The sequence below is a fragment of the Pedobacter psychrodurus genome (assembly GCF_032678585.1).
In the GTDB taxonomy this organism is placed as follows: domain Bacteria; phylum Bacteroidota; class Bacteroidia; order Sphingobacteriales; family Sphingobacteriaceae; genus Pedobacter; species Pedobacter psychrodurus_A.
In genome coordinates this window covers 93725-108184 of sequence record NZ_JAVTSN010000008.1, presented here as the reverse complement: position 1 = coordinate 108184, position 14460 = coordinate 93725, and the positions used below count along the sequence as shown (strand labels likewise).

General features: G+C 38.6%; 17 protein-coding genes. 9 read left to right on the top strand and 8 right to left on the bottom strand.

The window, feature by feature from the left end; genetic code table 11:
• Position 1: 1 nt before the first annotated feature.
• Positions 2-943 (top strand): WD40 repeat domain-containing protein, encoded by a 942-nt coding sequence (locus R2S57_RS07555; RefSeq protein WP_316844437.1) that lies wholly within the window; start codon positions 2-4, stop codon positions 941-943.
• A 1-nt stretch (position 944) separates the two neighbouring features.
• On the opposite strand, the gene R2S57_RS07550 is transcribed toward R2S57_RS07555, so the two are convergent.
• From R2S57_RS07550 to R2S57_RS07530, 5 genes are all read right to left on the bottom strand, one after another.
• Positions 945-1409: a nucleotidyltransferase gene (locus R2S57_RS07550; protein ID WP_316844436.1), complete on the bottom strand. Its 465-nt coding sequence runs from the start codon at positions 1407-1409 to the stop codon at positions 945-947.
• Entirely contained in the window at positions 1406-1564 is a 159-nt protein-coding gene (locus R2S57_RS07545; protein WP_316844435.1) for a hypothetical protein, read from the bottom strand. Before R2S57_RS07545 ends, R2S57_RS07550 begins: the two co-directional genes overlap by 4 nt.
• A 126-nt stretch (positions 1565-1690) precedes the next feature.
• Entirely contained in the window at positions 1691-2455 is a 765-nt protein-coding gene (locus tag R2S57_RS07540; protein ID WP_316844434.1) for a carboxypeptidase-like regulatory domain-containing protein, read from the bottom strand.
• Between the two features lie 20 nt (positions 2456-2475).
• Complete coding sequence (locus tag R2S57_RS07535) at positions 2476-3237, bottom strand: hypothetical protein (RefSeq protein ID WP_316844433.1); 762 nt, start codon at positions 3235-3237, stop codon at positions 2476-2478.
• Positions 3238-3276: 39 nt separating this feature from the next.
• Positions 3277-4062, bottom strand: coding sequence for a C40 family peptidase (locus tag R2S57_RS07530; RefSeq protein WP_316844432.1), 786 nt, complete (start codon positions 4060-4062; stop codon positions 3277-3279).
• Positions 4063-4172: 110 nt separating this feature from the next.
• Here R2S57_RS07530 and R2S57_RS07525 point away from each other — a divergent pair, with 110 nt between their 5' ends.
• Positions 4173-4625 carry a universal stress protein gene (locus R2S57_RS07525; protein WP_316844431.1) on the top strand — a complete coding sequence of 151 codons (453 nt, stop codon included), beginning with the start codon at positions 4173-4175 and terminating at the stop codon, positions 4623-4625.
• Between the two features lie 89 nt (positions 4626-4714).
• On the opposite strand, the gene R2S57_RS07520 is transcribed toward R2S57_RS07525, so the two are convergent.
• Both R2S57_RS07520 and R2S57_RS07515 read right to left on the bottom strand, forming a co-directional pair.
• Positions 4715-5146 carry a GNAT family N-acetyltransferase gene (locus R2S57_RS07520; RefSeq protein ID WP_316844430.1) on the bottom strand — a complete coding sequence of 144 codons (432 nt, stop codon included), beginning with the start codon at positions 5144-5146 and terminating at the stop codon, positions 4715-4717.
• Positions 5147-5234: 88 nt separating this feature from the next.
• A complete protein-coding gene (locus R2S57_RS07515; protein ID WP_316844429.1) occupies positions 5235-5585 on the bottom strand; it encodes a 4Fe-4S dicluster domain-containing protein in 351 nt (116 codons plus the stop codon).
• Between the two features lie 78 nt (positions 5586-5663).
• Between R2S57_RS07515 and R2S57_RS07510 the strand changes: the two genes are divergently transcribed.
• Positions 5664-6677 (top strand): acyl-CoA reductase, encoded by a 1014-nt coding sequence (locus R2S57_RS07510; RefSeq protein ID WP_316844428.1) that lies wholly within the window; start codon positions 5664-5666, stop codon positions 6675-6677.
• On the opposite strand, the gene R2S57_RS07505 is transcribed toward R2S57_RS07510, so the two are convergent.
• Complete coding sequence (locus R2S57_RS07505) at positions 6672-7298, bottom strand: hypothetical protein (RefSeq protein ID WP_316844427.1); 627 nt, start codon at positions 7296-7298, stop codon at positions 6672-6674. The genes R2S57_RS07510 and R2S57_RS07505 overlap by 6 nt on opposite strands.
• 128 nt (positions 7299-7426) lie before the next feature.
• Here R2S57_RS07505 and R2S57_RS07500 point away from each other — a divergent pair, with 128 nt between their 5' ends.
• From R2S57_RS07500 to dnaJ, 6 genes are all read left to right on the top strand, one after another.
• Entirely contained in the window at positions 7427-9334 is a 1908-nt protein-coding gene (locus R2S57_RS07500) for a gliding motility-associated C-terminal domain-containing protein (protein WP_316844426.1), read from the top strand.
• 115 nt (positions 9335-9449) lie between these two features.
• The gene (locus R2S57_RS07495) at positions 9450-11399 is read left to right on the top strand and encodes a gliding motility-associated C-terminal domain-containing protein (RefSeq protein WP_316844425.1); all 1950 of its coding nucleotides are present in this window, start codon (positions 9450-9452) and stop codon (positions 11397-11399) included.
• Between the two features lie 51 nt (positions 11400-11450).
• Positions 11451-11654 (top strand): hypothetical protein, encoded by a 204-nt coding sequence (locus R2S57_RS07490; protein WP_029278679.1) that lies wholly within the window; start codon positions 11451-11453, stop codon positions 11652-11654.
• A gap of 1 nt (position 11655) precedes the next feature.
• Positions 11656-12339: a cell division ATP-binding protein FtsE gene (locus tag R2S57_RS07485; RefSeq protein WP_316844424.1), complete on the top strand. Its 684-nt coding sequence runs from the start codon at positions 11656-11658 to the stop codon at positions 12337-12339.
• Between the two features lie 128 nt (positions 12340-12467).
• Entirely contained in the window at positions 12468-13049 is a 582-nt protein-coding gene (locus R2S57_RS07480; protein ID WP_316844423.1) for a nucleotide exchange factor GrpE, read from the top strand.
• Positions 13050-13228: 179 nt separating this feature from the next.
• A complete protein-coding gene (dnaJ, locus tag R2S57_RS07475; RefSeq protein WP_316844422.1) occupies positions 13229-14392 on the top strand; it encodes a molecular chaperone DnaJ in 1164 nt (387 codons plus the stop codon).
• Positions 14393-14460: the final 68 nt, after the last annotated feature.

Here is a 14460-nt window from a genome sequence, read left to right as displayed (position 1 = left end):
GATGCCTAACCCTAAACCCTATACCCTAAACCCTAAACCTCAAGAAATGCTCAAACACCGCCAAACCCTTCCCGGACACCAAAACCCAGTATATGCCTTATCCAATTCGGATGAAGACGACATTTTTTTTAGTGCAGGTAACGATAAGGGTGTAGTTGAATGGTCATTACATACCATGGCTTTTGTGAAGGTTAAAATGCCTGTACAAAGCTCGGTATATTGCTTGCATTATTATAATAATCAACTCTTTATCGGAGAGCGTAGCGGTGCTTTCAATGTATACGATTTTAAGGATCAGAAAGTAATTGCCAGAATAAATGCCCACACCAAACCTATTTTCAACATACAAACCGTAAAAGGCAAAAATGAGCTTTTAACCACTGGTGAAGATGGTACGGTTGCCGTTTGGTCGCTTGTAGACTTTAAAGAGATTTACCGCTTCCAGGTAGCTTACGATACCGTTAGGGCTATTGCCATTGCACCCAACGAAAGTGAGGTAGCTTTTGGCTGTAAAGATCATCTGATCAGGATTTACAACCTTGCAGATTATAGCCTGAAACAATCATTAGAAGGACATTCGTTACCCGTGACTGCATTGGCGTACCATCCTGCTGGCAAATACCTGATTTCGGGGAGCAGGGATGCCCAGTTAAAAATATGGGACCTGCCTCATTACGAGCTGAGGGAAACGGTTCCGGCACATATGTTTTCGATTTACGATATTGCCTTCCACCCTACTCTTCCCTATTTCGCTACCAGCAGTCAGGATAAAAGCATTAAACTTTGGGATGCAGAAAACTTTAAACTCTATAAAATATTAAGTTTGGAGAAAACCGGAATTGGCCATACCCATTCCATCAATAAAATCATCTGGAGCCATGATGGCAAATACCTCATTTCTACGGGCGATGACCGACAGGTAATGGTTTGGGAGTTGGAATAACTTAAGACTTCTTTTTACGTATTCGTTTTTGTAATTCTTTTATATCAGCTAAATCTTTGACTCTTCCAGAAGCAACTTTATTAGTAATAAAATCTTGAACGTTAATAAAAGGAGTGACTAGATCGTCTATTTCAGCATTTATCTTATTTTCGTAAGCTTCATCAAACTCAACACCTGAAATCGCATTTAATATATCAATTCTTAGAGGTGGATAGCCAATTTGGGAAACGTAATTCTCTCTTAAGAAATCATCTTTTTTAAATCCTAAGGATGCAAAACCAAATTCTGTTAACACATTAATCATTTTTTCAGCGTTTTCATGATCTGGCTTAATCCAAATATCTAAATCACCAGTATGCCGAGGTCGGCCATGAAATGCTAAAGCATGAGCACCAACAATCATATACTTAACTTCATGCTTATTTAATAGTTCAATAAACTCTATGAAGTCAGGTTCAAATATCATAATTTTCTGTGCGTTAAAACTCTATCCATTTTTTCAGGAAATGAACCGTTTAACCAAGTAAAATAGCTTTTTCTTAAAGAAGTCACTGTCTTAAGGCGCTCTTCAGGGGCTTGACTGAGCCAAAAAGCTATATCCAAAGCATCTTCATCTTCCATTCTAACCTGATTGAATACCATTGCCATTTTCCTGATTTTCGGCTCCATTTCGCTATAATTATCTATACAAATATAATTAAAAATCAACGGATAAGGCTTTTAAAGGCCTTATAGAATAATGAAATTCTAGTTTTTCTTTACATAAAACGGATTAATATCCTTTAACTGATTTTTCGCTTTATAAAGGATTGTCCTCCAAAGTGAATGCCTGACAACTACAATTTCAGCACCACCTAAAACATTTTCACTAATACATAATTCGAGGTTTAATTGGCCATCTTTAGCTAAATCAACCTTCGAATTTAAAGTCTTATAGCCTATATAACTTATCGTTAAAACACAATTTTTATCTTCAAAATCTGCAGGCAACTTGATTTCGAAGTTGCCTTTTTGATCGGTAGATGTAAAAGCTAAACGCTGGTTTACCATAACAGATACCGAAGGAAGTGGCTGTTTATCATCTTTATCTACCACCCTACCTTTTATTGTTTTTAAGGTATCAGCCGAAACCTCAATTTTCTTTTCAAAGGAAGTATTACTGCGGTACCGATCTGTTTGAGTAAAAGGTGTCTTGATTACTTTGGCATCACTTAACTTAGGAAAGCTTAAGAATGCTAATAAAGATGCGGCTATCACGCTTGGTTTAAATCTGCTGAGCGTATAATTCTCTTTTACATTGATTAAGCGATCAAGTTGTGCTGGTTTTAGTCTTCCGCAGCTATTATTTTGATTTTTTATAAACCAGTCGTATAAATCACGGTCAGAGAAATGAGTAAAATCTACAACCGATTTTTGGCAGGAGCCACAAAATTTTCCATCTGTATGCGGTTGCATCCCTTCCCATTGTTCCTGGCAAGGATTAGAAATCTGTATTTTAAAACTTGGGGCCATCAATTCAATTTATTAAAAATTTATCTTAAAATATCAATAACAGCACCTACAATTCGCCTTGTTACCGTTGTTTTTATCGAAATGCCTCCAAGCGTTCCAACCAATTGTTCGCTTAATTTGTCCGCTACTATCTGATTTGTGAAATCCATCTGCGTTCGATTTTGTAAAACAACTGAAATTTCTTTATCCGCTCCTAAAATGAATAAACTTTTTTTAGTTTCAAAAGCACTTGAAGTAAAAACCAATTCGCCAATAGTCCTGTTTTTTGGTTTTTCCATTCTAATATAGAACGATCCATCCGCAGCTGTTTTAGCATGGGTATGCCCACCATTTAACTCAATATCGATATTATTTATGCCAATGCCATCCTGATCATATACTCTCCCTTTTATAAAGGTATATTCACCTTCTATATCATCCAAAGCTTGACTATGCTGAATTTTATATTCGGTTTCCAGTGGTTTTATATACTTTGCGTAAGTAAATTTAGGAACACTTAAAAATGCAAAAACTGAAGCTACAATTAAACCTGGCTTAAAAATTTTAAAAAATGATTGATTTTTTTCCTCAATATAACGATCAAGTTGCTCAGGCTTAAATCGCCCACAGCTATTTCCTTGATTTTGATTAAACCAACGTTTCAATTCCACATCTGTGAAGCGGGTAAAGTCTGTTACAGTTTTTTGGCAAGAACCGCAAAATTTCCCATTTACATTGGCTTGCATGCCATCCCATTCTTCATGGCAAGGATTGGAGATTTGAATTTTAAATTTAGATGGCATAAAAAAATGTATCTTTTATGTAGGATACATTTTGGGTTACTATTCCACAAAACGTTTAATGATTCTCAGCTTATGCGAATATTTCCCTAATTCTTTATTAAAAATACCCTGATCATCAATCGGATCGATTTTTACTTTAGCGGAGGAATGGATGATTTCATTCGGACTCAACATAATACCCACATGGGTAATCCGGCCTTCATCGTTATCAAAAAAGGCAACATCACCAGCCTCGCACTCAGCCAAAAAACCAACCAGCTCACCTTGTTCGGCTTGTTGTGAAGCATCCCGGTTTAATTTAATGCCCAGCATTTTAAATACGGTTTGCGTAAAACCAGAGCAATCAAGACCGAACAAATGTCTTCCACCCCAGAGATATGGAATGTTCTGAAAAAATTTGGCTGTTTCGGTTACCTGATCATTAAAATTTACCGTACTGTTGTCGTATGTTTCGAAATTCAGTTTGAATTTTTCCTCGCCTGCATAACAAAAACCATCTTTTAAAAAAGGAAGGTTACTGGCCGGACTTAAGTGATATACACTTCCATCAACCGCTGTTAATACATTATTGAAACTCAATGGAGCAAGTAATTTGCAATCGTGCATTTCGGCAAACTGGTTTTGACTGATGGGGGCCAGTTGTCTGAAATCCATCCAGCCTTCATAGCCGTCATATCCATTCTGGATGAGCCACCAGCGTTCTTCCTTCTGTATAATTTCGACATGATCGCCGAACAAAAGTTGCGAAACAATTTCTGCTTTATCTGATGCATCAGCTCTTAAGGGTGCTACGGCAACCCTGCAAATACCGTATTGATTTTCCATTTGAATCTGCTCGTGAAACTATTGTAAAACTAATAAAATACATCCATTGCCTAACATTTTACATGCAAATTTGTTATTTTTATGATGATCACCTTTTAAATAACCGCGCCATGAATTTTAAAAAAATATTAATTGCCGTTGATAACAGTACCTGCTCAGAAAAAGCGGCAAAAGCCGGTTACGACATGGCTGAAAAATTCGGAGCAGAAGTGGCATTGGTCAACATTATCGAACCGATTCCAGCCAATGTAAACCCTGATTTAACTCTTGCACCAGTATTTTTAGAAACTTACGACAACAGTGAAGAAAATAGCCATATTTTACTCAAAGAAATGGAGACTAAATATGGAAAAGGCACAAAAACCACGTATTTGAGTATTGTAGATACTGCCGCGCATGGCATTATCCAGCAATCAGACGAATGGGGATCGGATCTGATCGTTATCGGCACTTATGGAAGAACAGGTTTATACCATTTTTTAATGGGTAGCGTGGCAGAACATGTGGCCAGAAAATCGGCCTGCCCTGTTTTGATTATCCCAAATAAATGTGAGGTGGATTAGTTTAGGGTTTAGGGTTTAGGGTTTAGGGTTTAGGGTTTAGGGGAAACTGAATGCTGGGAGAAAGTTTCAGAAAGTATATCAAAACTAATTTAAATGTCTAACCTTTTCGAAAAGTAAATTCTTTTATGCCCTTTAGGGAAGTTTTGTATTTCTCCGATCGGCACATATCCATTTTTTAAATAAAATTCTTCTGCCTGAAAATCAAAAGTATCAAGCATTGCTACGGTTGCCCCTTTTGCTTTTGCAACGTCTTCAACATATTTTAAAATATAGGTACCTATTCCCTTTTTTCTATATTCATCTTTTACCCAAAGGATATTGATTTCCAGCCCATTCCAATAACCAATACCAGCCAAAATCCCTCCTACTTCTTCATCGTTCTCATTTTTAGCTATATATTCCAATGGTGTCCATATATCAGAAAGAGCAGCAACCCTATCCAGGTTATATTGATTAATTCCATCAACAATCTTGCTTATACTTTCCTTTCCACACGGAACTAGTTTTACTTTACCGATCATGATTATATTTTGGTCTATAAAAAACGCCTATAACTAAAAAAGTCTCACTTTAAGTGAGACTTTTTTTATTGTAAATATCTGATAGAAACTATCCTTCCTGGTGTAACCAGGCTTTCTTAGCCAATAATTCATCTTCTGTTTCGCGGATGTCTTCGTCGTCTACACAACAATCAACCGGACAAACTGCCGCACACTGTGGCTCATCATGGAAGCCCTTACACTCGGTACACTTATCGGATACAATATAATACACTTCATCCGAAACTGCTTCTTGTGTTGCGTCAGCTTCAATTTGTTGATTACCAAAATCAATGATACCGTTTAAGTTGGTACCATCAGAAAAACGCCATGCAGTACCGGCATCGTAAATTGCGTTGTTAGGACATTCCGGTTCGCAAGCCCCACAATTTATACACTCATCTGTTATTTTAATCGCCATGTTTTCGTCTAATTCTTTTGCTTAGTTTACCTTTGCGCTGCAAATATAATATATAATCACTTAATAATAATTCTAAATATGTCAGCATTAACTCAAGAAAAAGCAATAAGCGCGTTTAACCAACTAGGCATATTGCTTACAAACCCTACTGACATACTAGGAAATGCATTTTATAGCGCAGAAAGCACCAATGCATGGTTTACTGCAGAAAATATAAAAAAATCAATTTTATCTTTTGCCGAGATGTTAAATGAGGCTGATCTGACCATTTGGTTCAAATCGATCAGGTTTAGCACCGCTCCAAAAAAGGTTGGTTTAATCCTGGCGGGCAATATCCCCTTGGTGGGTTTACACGATGTTTTAAGTGTATTGGCCACCGGCAACATTGCACTGATCAAACTTTCTTCAGCAGATGATAAATTGATTAAAGCAGTAATTGCGGAGCTGATTAAAATAGAACCCGCCTTTGAAACGCAAATAGAATACGTAGAGCGATTAAAAGATTTTGATGCCGTTATTGCCACTGGAAGCAATAATTCATCGCGCTATTTTGATTATTATTTCAGCAAGGTGCCGAACATCATCAGAAAAAACAGGAACAGCGTAGCGGTTTTGGATGGTTCGGAAAGTTTTGAAGACATTCAAAATCTGGGCGCTGATATCTTTGATTATTTCGGCCTGGGCTGTAGAAATGTAGCTAAACTCTATTTCCCAAAAGGTTACGACATTGCAAATTTTTACGAAGGCATAGAAAGTTTTCAGCCCATTATCAACCATTTTAAATACAATAACAATTACGACTATAACAAATCTATCTATCTGGTTAACGCGGCCAAACATTTCGACAATGGCTTTCTGTTGTTAAAAGAAGATGAGAGCCTTACCTCACCTTTGGCCGTTCTTTTTTATGAAGAATACGACAATCTTCAAGAAGTGGAAGAAAAATTAAAGGATAAAGCAGAAAACATCCAGTGTGTGATTACTAAATCACCACTAAGTTTTAACACTTTTGGTTTCGGCCAAAGTCAGCACCCAAAACTTTGGGATTATGCAGATAATGTGAATACGGTTGAGTTTTTGAATAAATTATAATGATTTAAAATATCTCCGAAAAAGGGCCGTAAATTTAATGATAGATTGACGGCCCTTTCTGCCCGGACATAATTTTTCAAAACCGTCAGGATCGTAAAAATTTAGCGGTTTGATCTGTTCTTTTGTAACCAGATGCACCAAAATCCCACCACCATCATCAATCGAATAAACCTCACCTTTTTTCCCAACCGGACAGCCCGCCCCCTCAATCGCATCATCCTTTATCAACCAGGGTTTTAGCGCAGAAACTTCATCCCAGAACTTAAGCAAACTATCTGGCTGAATATCTTTTATATTAAAAAACCGGTTAATATCTACAGGTGTCTTATAAATATCCATCATCGTTCTTGAAGACATCGCCATTGCAATTTTTCGGGGAACCTTGTTGATACTGCTATACCTCCTGGTGTCTTTATAAAGATAACAGGTTAATGTATCTCCCTTTTTGCTCAACAAATAAAAAACCGGAGAGTCTGCCCAAGCTCCAGTATATTGAACTATAATTGTACTATCGGCGTTGGCCTGCATAAATTTATGCATCGCAGTAGATTCATCTCTTTTCTGGGCATGGCTTGTTATGAACGCTGTAATTAACAACAGTAATATTATAAATTTATTCATTGAGTTATGGATGCAAAATAATGCAAATTTCCATATAATTATGATTGAAGCATACTTACCAATCTTATCCTTAAAATCTTGGCATTTCTTATTATTTATATGGATATTCGCTAAATGCCCTTTAAGCAATGCGTTATCTCCCCATATTTTTAATTCTCTTTCTTATCCTGTTTTTTGGCGATCGTATGTGGGCGCAATGTAACGGAACACTGGGCGATCCGATCAAAAAAGAAACATTCGAATCAGGCACAAGTACTTTTGGTTCTTCCCTACCCAATGGCGTTACCAATTACTCCTACGTTACTGGCTCACCAGAAGATGGGCAATACACTATAGCGAAAACCATATCCGGATTAAACGGGGGGTGGATTCAGAGCACTGCAAACCATACTCCCAACGATCCAAGCGGCTATATGATGGTTGTAAATGCTTCCAATAGCCCCGGAATATTTTATCAAACCACTATTACTGATCTCTGTCCAAATACCACCTACGAGTTTTCTGCCTGGATTATTAATATTTTAAGAAACCCAGGCATTAAGCCAAACGTCAAGTTTACAATAGAAAATAACGGAGTTGATATACTTACTGCTCCTTTTGAGACAGAAGATATCCCGGAAAACACAGGTTGGATTAGATATGCCAGAACATTCACTACGCCCCCAAATTTAGGAATAATCACCTTAAAAATGACCAATCAGAACCCTGGTGGAGGTGGTAACGATTTGGCTATTGACGACATCACCTTTAGTGCCTGTGGCCCAAGCCTTATACCATCTATAGAAGGGAATGCTACAACACTTGCACAAATTTGCGAAGGATCGGGCGCTACGTTCCATTTCAAAACTGATATTACCCCTGGCGTTTATCAAAACCCCAGATATCAATGGCAGGTAAATACAGGTAGTGGCTTTACGGACTTACCCAATGAGCAAATGCCAGAATTAACTGTTTCAATCCAAAATGCAGTTAAAGGTGTATATCAATACCGTATGTTGGCAGGTGATGGCAATAACATCAATTCTCCAAATTGCAGGATAGCCGGATCACCATTAACCCTTACCGTGAATCCATTACCAATTCCCTTAGCTGAAAATTCTGGTTCCGTTTGCATTGGCGCTACTATTCAGCTCAATGCATCTGGTGGAACGAGCTACGTTTGGACGGGGCCAAACCAATTTACGTCTACCGAAAAAAGCCCTGCCATTCCCAATGCTACCAAATTGATGGAAGGTACTTACACTGTAGAAGTTAAGGCAAACGGATGCACACAAAACGCAACAACCTATGTTGAAGTTAAAGATCCTATCGTCCCGGCAACCAACATCCAAACTGCAACTATTTGCGAGGGTAAATCCATTCAACTGGAAGCCTCAGGAGGTGCTACTTATTTTTGGCAACCATCAGCCGGATTATCAGATCCAGGGATATCCAACCCAATTGCTTCACCAACTGAGACAACCACTTATATTGTCAAGATTTCTAATGGTGCATGTTTTGAAACCAAACAAATCACCGTTAATGTAAATAAAAATGCAACTGCCGATGCAGGCGCAGACCGGAAGATATTAACCGGACAATCAATAAATTTAAACGGCAAAGTAAGTGGCGATGATATTACCTATTATTGGTCACCATCCGAATATCTCGACGACCCAACCAAACTAAGCCCTGTTGCTAAACCAACTGAAGATATTACCTATACCCTACACGCGATCTCAAATTCAGGCTGTACCAGTGCAATCGATGAGGTTTTCATAAAAGTGTATCCAAAAGTAGTAATCCCAAATACCTTCAGTCCAAATGGCGACAATATAAACGACACCTGGAATATCCCTGCTGCTGCTAACTTCCCCAACCCAATCGTAAAAATTACCAACCGTTATGGCCAGCTTGTGTATCAAAGTACAGGTACCTTTAAGCCCTGGGATGGAAAAATGAATGGCAAAGATCTCCCTCCGGCAGTATATTATTACACCATTTATTTAAACGAGGATTTTAAAACGTATAGCGGATGGGTAATGCTGATGAGGTAAAAAGAACTTCTAAATCCGCTAACTTTCATCCCGTTACTTTTAATGGAAATAATAAGCTAAATCCTACGATTAAATCTTAAAATTCTTTAACATTGCACTAAACCTGAGCCAGTTGATGCACTCTCTATCAAAAGCGCTATTTTTTCTTTGTATCCTCCTGCTTGCAAATTTTGCAAAAGCGCAGCTTTGTAGTGGAACTTTTGGACAACCGCTTATTAACCAAACCTTTGGTCAGGGAAACAATACGGATAACTGGTATGGACCATTGGCGCAATATGCACCAGGTGCTTCTACTTATACAACTTTTGTTGGTCCTCCGGGAGTAAGTCCGCGTAATTTAACGGCCAACCAATCTGGTCTGGTAAAAACACCAGCAACACCGGGTAATCCGTACCCTATTTATTGGCAACCACATGCTGATCATACCGGAGATCCAAATGGTTTGATGCTTTTAATTGATGGTGTAGCCACACAAACTGTATTTTTTGAGCAGCGAATGGAAAATTTATGCCCATACACCATTTTACGCCTATCTCTATGGGTTTTAAATTCAAATTCGCCTGCTGCCAATGCCCAAAATCCAAATATGATTTTACGCATAGCCGATCCCAATCATAATATACTAGCCGAAAAGTCAACCGAAAATATACCCGCTGATGGAACATGGCACCAATATGCTGTTGAATTTAGTAACAGCAATAGCTCAACGGTAATCTTACAGTTGGTTAATCATACACCAACAAATAGTGGTAACGATTTTGCTTTAGATGATATTACAGTACAAGCCTGCGGCCCAGACATTAGTCCTTTTTTCAACACAAACAACCAGTCATTAAACATGTGTGAGGGTAGCACGATCAATTTCATTTTAGATGCAAATATTACTGCAGGATATCCATCCGCAGTTTACCAATGGCAGGAAAATACAGGCAGTAGCTGGACTGATATGGTTGGTAAAACCACGAAACAAGCTTCAATAGATTTTTCAAATCGCATACCCGGCACTTATCAATATCGGTTAATTACGGCTATGAATGGCAATATTGATAGAACGTATTGCAGGGCAGTATCAGAGCCAATAAAGGTTACTGTAAATCCATTGCCAACAACCACAGCTGAGAATTCAGGGCCGGTTTGCATTGGCAGTACCATTCAACTAAACGCATCTGGCGGAACAAGTTATAAATGGTTTGGTCCGGATGGACAATTCTTTTCTGCTGCGCAAAACCCAACTATTGCTAACGCAACTAAGGCAATGAAAGGCACTTACACCGTTCAGGTTACTTTAAATGAATGTACATTGCCTGCAGCAACAACTGTTGAGATTTTAGACCCAATAATTCCGGCAACCAATATGCAAACTGCAACTATTTGCGAAGGCAGATCCATTCAACTGGAAGCCTCGGGAGGTTCTACCTATCTTTGGCAACCATCAACCGGTTTATCGGATCCTCACATATCCAACCCCATTGCATCACCAACTGAAACGACCACCTATACCGTCCAGATTTCTAATAATGGATGTTCTGCACCTGCGCAAATCACCGTTAACGTAAATAAAAATGCAACAGCCGATGCAGGCGCAGATCAGAAGATATTAACCGGACAGTCTATAAATTTAAATGGCAAAGTAAGTGGCAATGATATTACCTATTATTGGTCACCATCCAATTATCTCGACGACCCGACCAAACTAAACCCTGTAGCTAAACCAACAGAAGATATTACCTATACGCTACACGCGATCTCAAATTCAGGCTGTACGAGTGCCATCGATGAGGTTTTTATAAAAGTATATCCAAAAGTAGTGATCCCGAACACCTTTAGCCCTAATGGCGATAATATAAACGATACCTGGAATATCCCTGCTGCTGGTAGTTTTCCTAACCCTATTGTGAAGATTACCAACCGTTATGGCCAGCTGGTATATCAAAGTACAGGTACCTTCAAGCCCTGGGATGGGAAAATGAATGGAAAAGATCTCCCTCCCGCAGTTTATTATTACACCATTTATTTAAACGAAGATTTTCAAAGTTATACAGGCTGGGTAATGCTGATGAGATAAAAAGGGCTTCTTGCTTTCGCTTATCATTTGGAAATGCTATTTTTGGACACAATGTATATCGTTAAAGTTAAAGGCATCGCCAAAATTCCAGATTACGTACAGTTAAGAGATGACAAGTTTACACTTTTAGCTTATTTTAGGGTAGATAGACCTGATAAATCGCTGGAAAAACTCGGACTTGGCGACAAGCAAGAATACATTATGGAAATGGTTAAAGGTCTGCCTTTCGGGCAGATTGCAAAATTAGAAATATAATATGGCAGGCAATTCAGTAATTCATTTAAGCAATGTTGATGTTTTTCAGCAGAAACATTTAGTCCTCTCCAACGTAAATTTACACATCGAAAAAGACGAGTTTGTGTTCCTGATCGGGCAAACAGGCTCGGGTAAAAGCAGTTTGCTTAAAATATTATATGGCGACCTTCATATTGGCAATGGCGATGGCAATATTGCCGGCTTCGACCTTAAAAATTTAAAGGAAAGTCAGGTTCCTTTTTTACGCCGCAAATTAGGAGTGGTATTTCAGGATTTTCAATTGCTTACGGATAGAACCATCGAAAACAACCTCGAATTTGTGTTAAAAGCAACAGGTTGGAAAGATGAAAAGCTGATTAACGAGCGCGTGAAAGATGTGTTGGATAAGGTTGGTTTGCGTTCTAAAATCAAAAAAATGCCCCACGAAATTTCTGGTGGTGAGCAACAGCGAATTGTTATTGCAAGAGCTTTGTTAAACGATCCCGAAATCATTCTTGCTGATGAGCCTACAGGAAATTTAGATCCTGAAACATCAGAAGAAATTGTAACCCTTTTAAAACAAATTAGCCAGGCCGGAACTGCGGTTTTAATGGCAACCCACGATTACCACATTATCCGTACTTTCCCTTCGCGCATTATTAAATGTGAGAATGGGGTTGTGCACGAAGATGCGCAGATCGTATAAAAAATTCTGACATCCGTCAGCTAATCAGCCAATCTGTTCAGATAAATCCAAATAAATCTGACAGCTTGGCTGATTTCCGTTTATGGCAAAATAGTTGAGATTAACACAAAAAAATTCAGCCTAGTATTATGTTTAATAAGAAGAAAAATAACGATAAAGAAGAAAATATAATGAATCCTGAAAACATATCAGAAAATACTGCTGAGAATGTAGAGAATACTGATGCTGCTGCAAATGAAACTGAGCAGGCACCAGAATTATCTGCTGAAGAAAAATTACAAGCAGAAGTTCAACAGCTTAACGACAAATATTTACGTTTATATGCCGAATTCGACAATTACAAACGCCGTACCCAAAAAGAACGCGTAGAATTGTTGCAAACTGCCGGTAAAGATGTAATTGTATCGCTTTTACCTGTTTTAGATGATTTCGACCGCGCATTAAAAGCGATGGAAACTGCTGCTGATGTGGCTCCGGTTAAAGAAGGTATCTTATTGGTAAGTACAAAGCTTAAAAATACCTTGGCACAAAAAGGCCTGAAAGATGTAGAAAGCATCAGTCAACCTTTTAATACCGATTTCCACGAAGCCATTACCAATATCCCTGCCCCTACCGAGGAGCTAAAAGGAAAAGTAATTGATGAAGTTGAAAAAGGTTATACCTTAAATGATAATGTAATCCGCTTTGCGAAAGTAGTAGTTGGAGCATAAAAAGTAATTATTGAATGATTGAATTTTGAATGATTGAATTAAGCTTCTCTCATTCCATCACTCAATCATTCAGTCATTTATACAGAAATAATTATTGAATGATTGAATTTTGAATGATTGAATATTAACAACCATTCTCTCCTTCCATCACTCAATCGTTCAATCATTCTAAAAAGAAGATGAGTAAAAGAGATTATTACGACGTATTGGGCGTAACCAGGGGCGCAGCTGCTGATGAGATAAAGAAAGCCTACCGCAAGATGGCGATTAAATATCACCCGGATAAAAACCCTGGGGACAAAGCTGCTGAAGATAAATTTAAGGAAGCTGCCGAAGCTTACGAAGTTTTAAGCAGTGCTGAGAAAAAGCAACGTTATGATCAATACGGTCATGCTGGTGTTGGTGGCGCAAGTGGCGGTGGCTACGGCGGTGGCAGTATGAACATGGACGATATTTTCAGCAATTTCGGCGATGTATTTGGCGGCCATAACCCTTTCGAAAGCTTTTTTGGCGGTGGTGGTGGTGGTCAGCAACGTGGTGGCCGTAGGGTTGCTAAAGGTTCTAACCTACGCATAAAAGTTAAATTAACCCTTGAAGAAATTGCACACGGTGCAGAAAAGAAAATCAAGGTTAATAAATTAATCGTTTGTAAAACCTGCGATGGCTCTGGTGCAAAAGATAAATCATCGGTAAGTACCTGTGGTACCTGCGGTGGTAGCGGCCAGGTACGTAGGGTAACCAATACCATTTTAGGCCAGATGCAAACTGCATCTACCTGCCCAACTTGTAATGGTAGCGGTCAACAGATTACATCTAAATGTACAGTTTGTCATGGAGATGGCGTGGTACGTGGCGAAGAAACCATTACCATTAATATCCCTGCAGGCGTGAGTGAAGGCATGCAGTTAAGCATGAGTGGAAAAGGAAACGCAGCACCTAACGGTGGTATCCCAGGCGATTTAATTATCTTAATTGAAGAAACTCCACACGAAACCTTAAAACGCGAAGGCAATAACATTGTTTACGATTTACATTTAAGCTTTGTTGATGCTGCTTTAGGGATGAGTATTGAAGTGCCTACCATTGATGGTAAAGCTAAAATCAAAATCGATCCAGGTACCCAAAGCGGAAAATTATTACGCTTAAAAGGAAAAGGTTTACCAGAAGTGAATTCTTACCACAGAGGTGATGAAATTATCCACATCAACATCTGGACGCCAAAAGCTTTAAGCAGTGAAGAACGTACTGCTTTAGAGAGATTACGTGAATCTCCAAACTTTAAGCCTCAGCCAGGTAAAAACGATAAGAGCTTCTTCGAAAGAATGAAAGAATACTTCGAGTAATGAATTAAATATAAATTGAAAAACCGGTGTCGCAAGCACCGGTTTTTTTGTTTTGTAGCAATTTGCTG

Bases quoted from the DNA above. Each gene is read 5' to 3' on its own strand.
- R2S57_RS07555 (WP_316844437.1), top strand. From the start codon at position 2: ATGCCTAACCCTAAACCCTATACCCTAAACCCTAAACCTCAAGAAATG.
- R2S57_RS07550 (WP_316844436.1), bottom strand. From the start codon at position 1,409: ATGATATTTGAACCTGACTTCATAGAGTTTATTGAACTATTAAATAAG.
- R2S57_RS07545 (WP_316844435.1), bottom strand. From the start codon at position 1,564: ATGGAAGATGAAGATGCTTTGGATATAGCTTTTTGGCTCAGTCAAGCC.
- R2S57_RS07540 (WP_316844434.1), bottom strand. From the start codon at position 2,455: ATGGCCCCAAGTTTTAAAATACAGATTTCTAATCCTTGCCAGGAACAA.
- R2S57_RS07535 (WP_316844433.1), bottom strand. From the start codon at position 3,237: ATGCCATCTAAATTTAAAATTCAAATCTCCAATCCTTGCCATGAAGAA.
- R2S57_RS07530 (WP_316844432.1), bottom strand. From the start codon at position 4,062: ATGGAAAATCAATACGGTATTTGCAGGGTTGCCGTAGCACCCTTAAGA.
- R2S57_RS07525 (WP_316844431.1), top strand. From the start codon at position 4,173: ATGAATTTTAAAAAAATATTAATTGCCGTTGATAACAGTACCTGCTCA.
- R2S57_RS07520 (WP_316844430.1), bottom strand. From the start codon at position 5,146: ATGATCGGTAAAGTAAAACTAGTTCCGTGTGGAAAGGAAAGTATAAGC.
- R2S57_RS07515 (WP_316844429.1), bottom strand. From the start codon at position 5,585: ATGGCGATTAAAATAACAGATGAGTGTATAAATTGTGGGGCTTGCGAA.
- R2S57_RS07510 (WP_316844428.1), top strand. From the start codon at position 5,664: ATGTCAGCATTAACTCAAGAAAAAGCAATAAGCGCGTTTAACCAACTA.
- R2S57_RS07505 (WP_316844427.1), bottom strand. From the start codon at position 7,298: ATGAATAAATTTATAATATTACTGTTGTTAATTACAGCGTTCATAACA.
- R2S57_RS07500 (WP_316844426.1), top strand. From the start codon at position 7,427: ATGCGTTATCTCCCCATATTTTTAATTCTCTTTCTTATCCTGTTTTTT.
- R2S57_RS07495 (WP_316844425.1), top strand. From the start codon at position 9,450: ATGCACTCTCTATCAAAAGCGCTATTTTTTCTTTGTATCCTCCTGCTT.
- R2S57_RS07490 (WP_029278679.1), top strand. From the start codon at position 11,451: ATGTATATCGTTAAAGTTAAAGGCATCGCCAAAATTCCAGATTACGTA.
- R2S57_RS07485 (WP_316844424.1), top strand. From the start codon at position 11,656: ATGGCAGGCAATTCAGTAATTCATTTAAGCAATGTTGATGTTTTTCAG.
- R2S57_RS07480 (WP_316844423.1), top strand. From the start codon at position 12,468: ATGTTTAATAAGAAGAAAAATAACGATAAAGAAGAAAATATAATGAAT.
- dnaJ (WP_316844422.1), top strand. From the start codon at position 13,229: ATGAGTAAAAGAGATTATTACGACGTATTGGGCGTAACCAGGGGCGCA.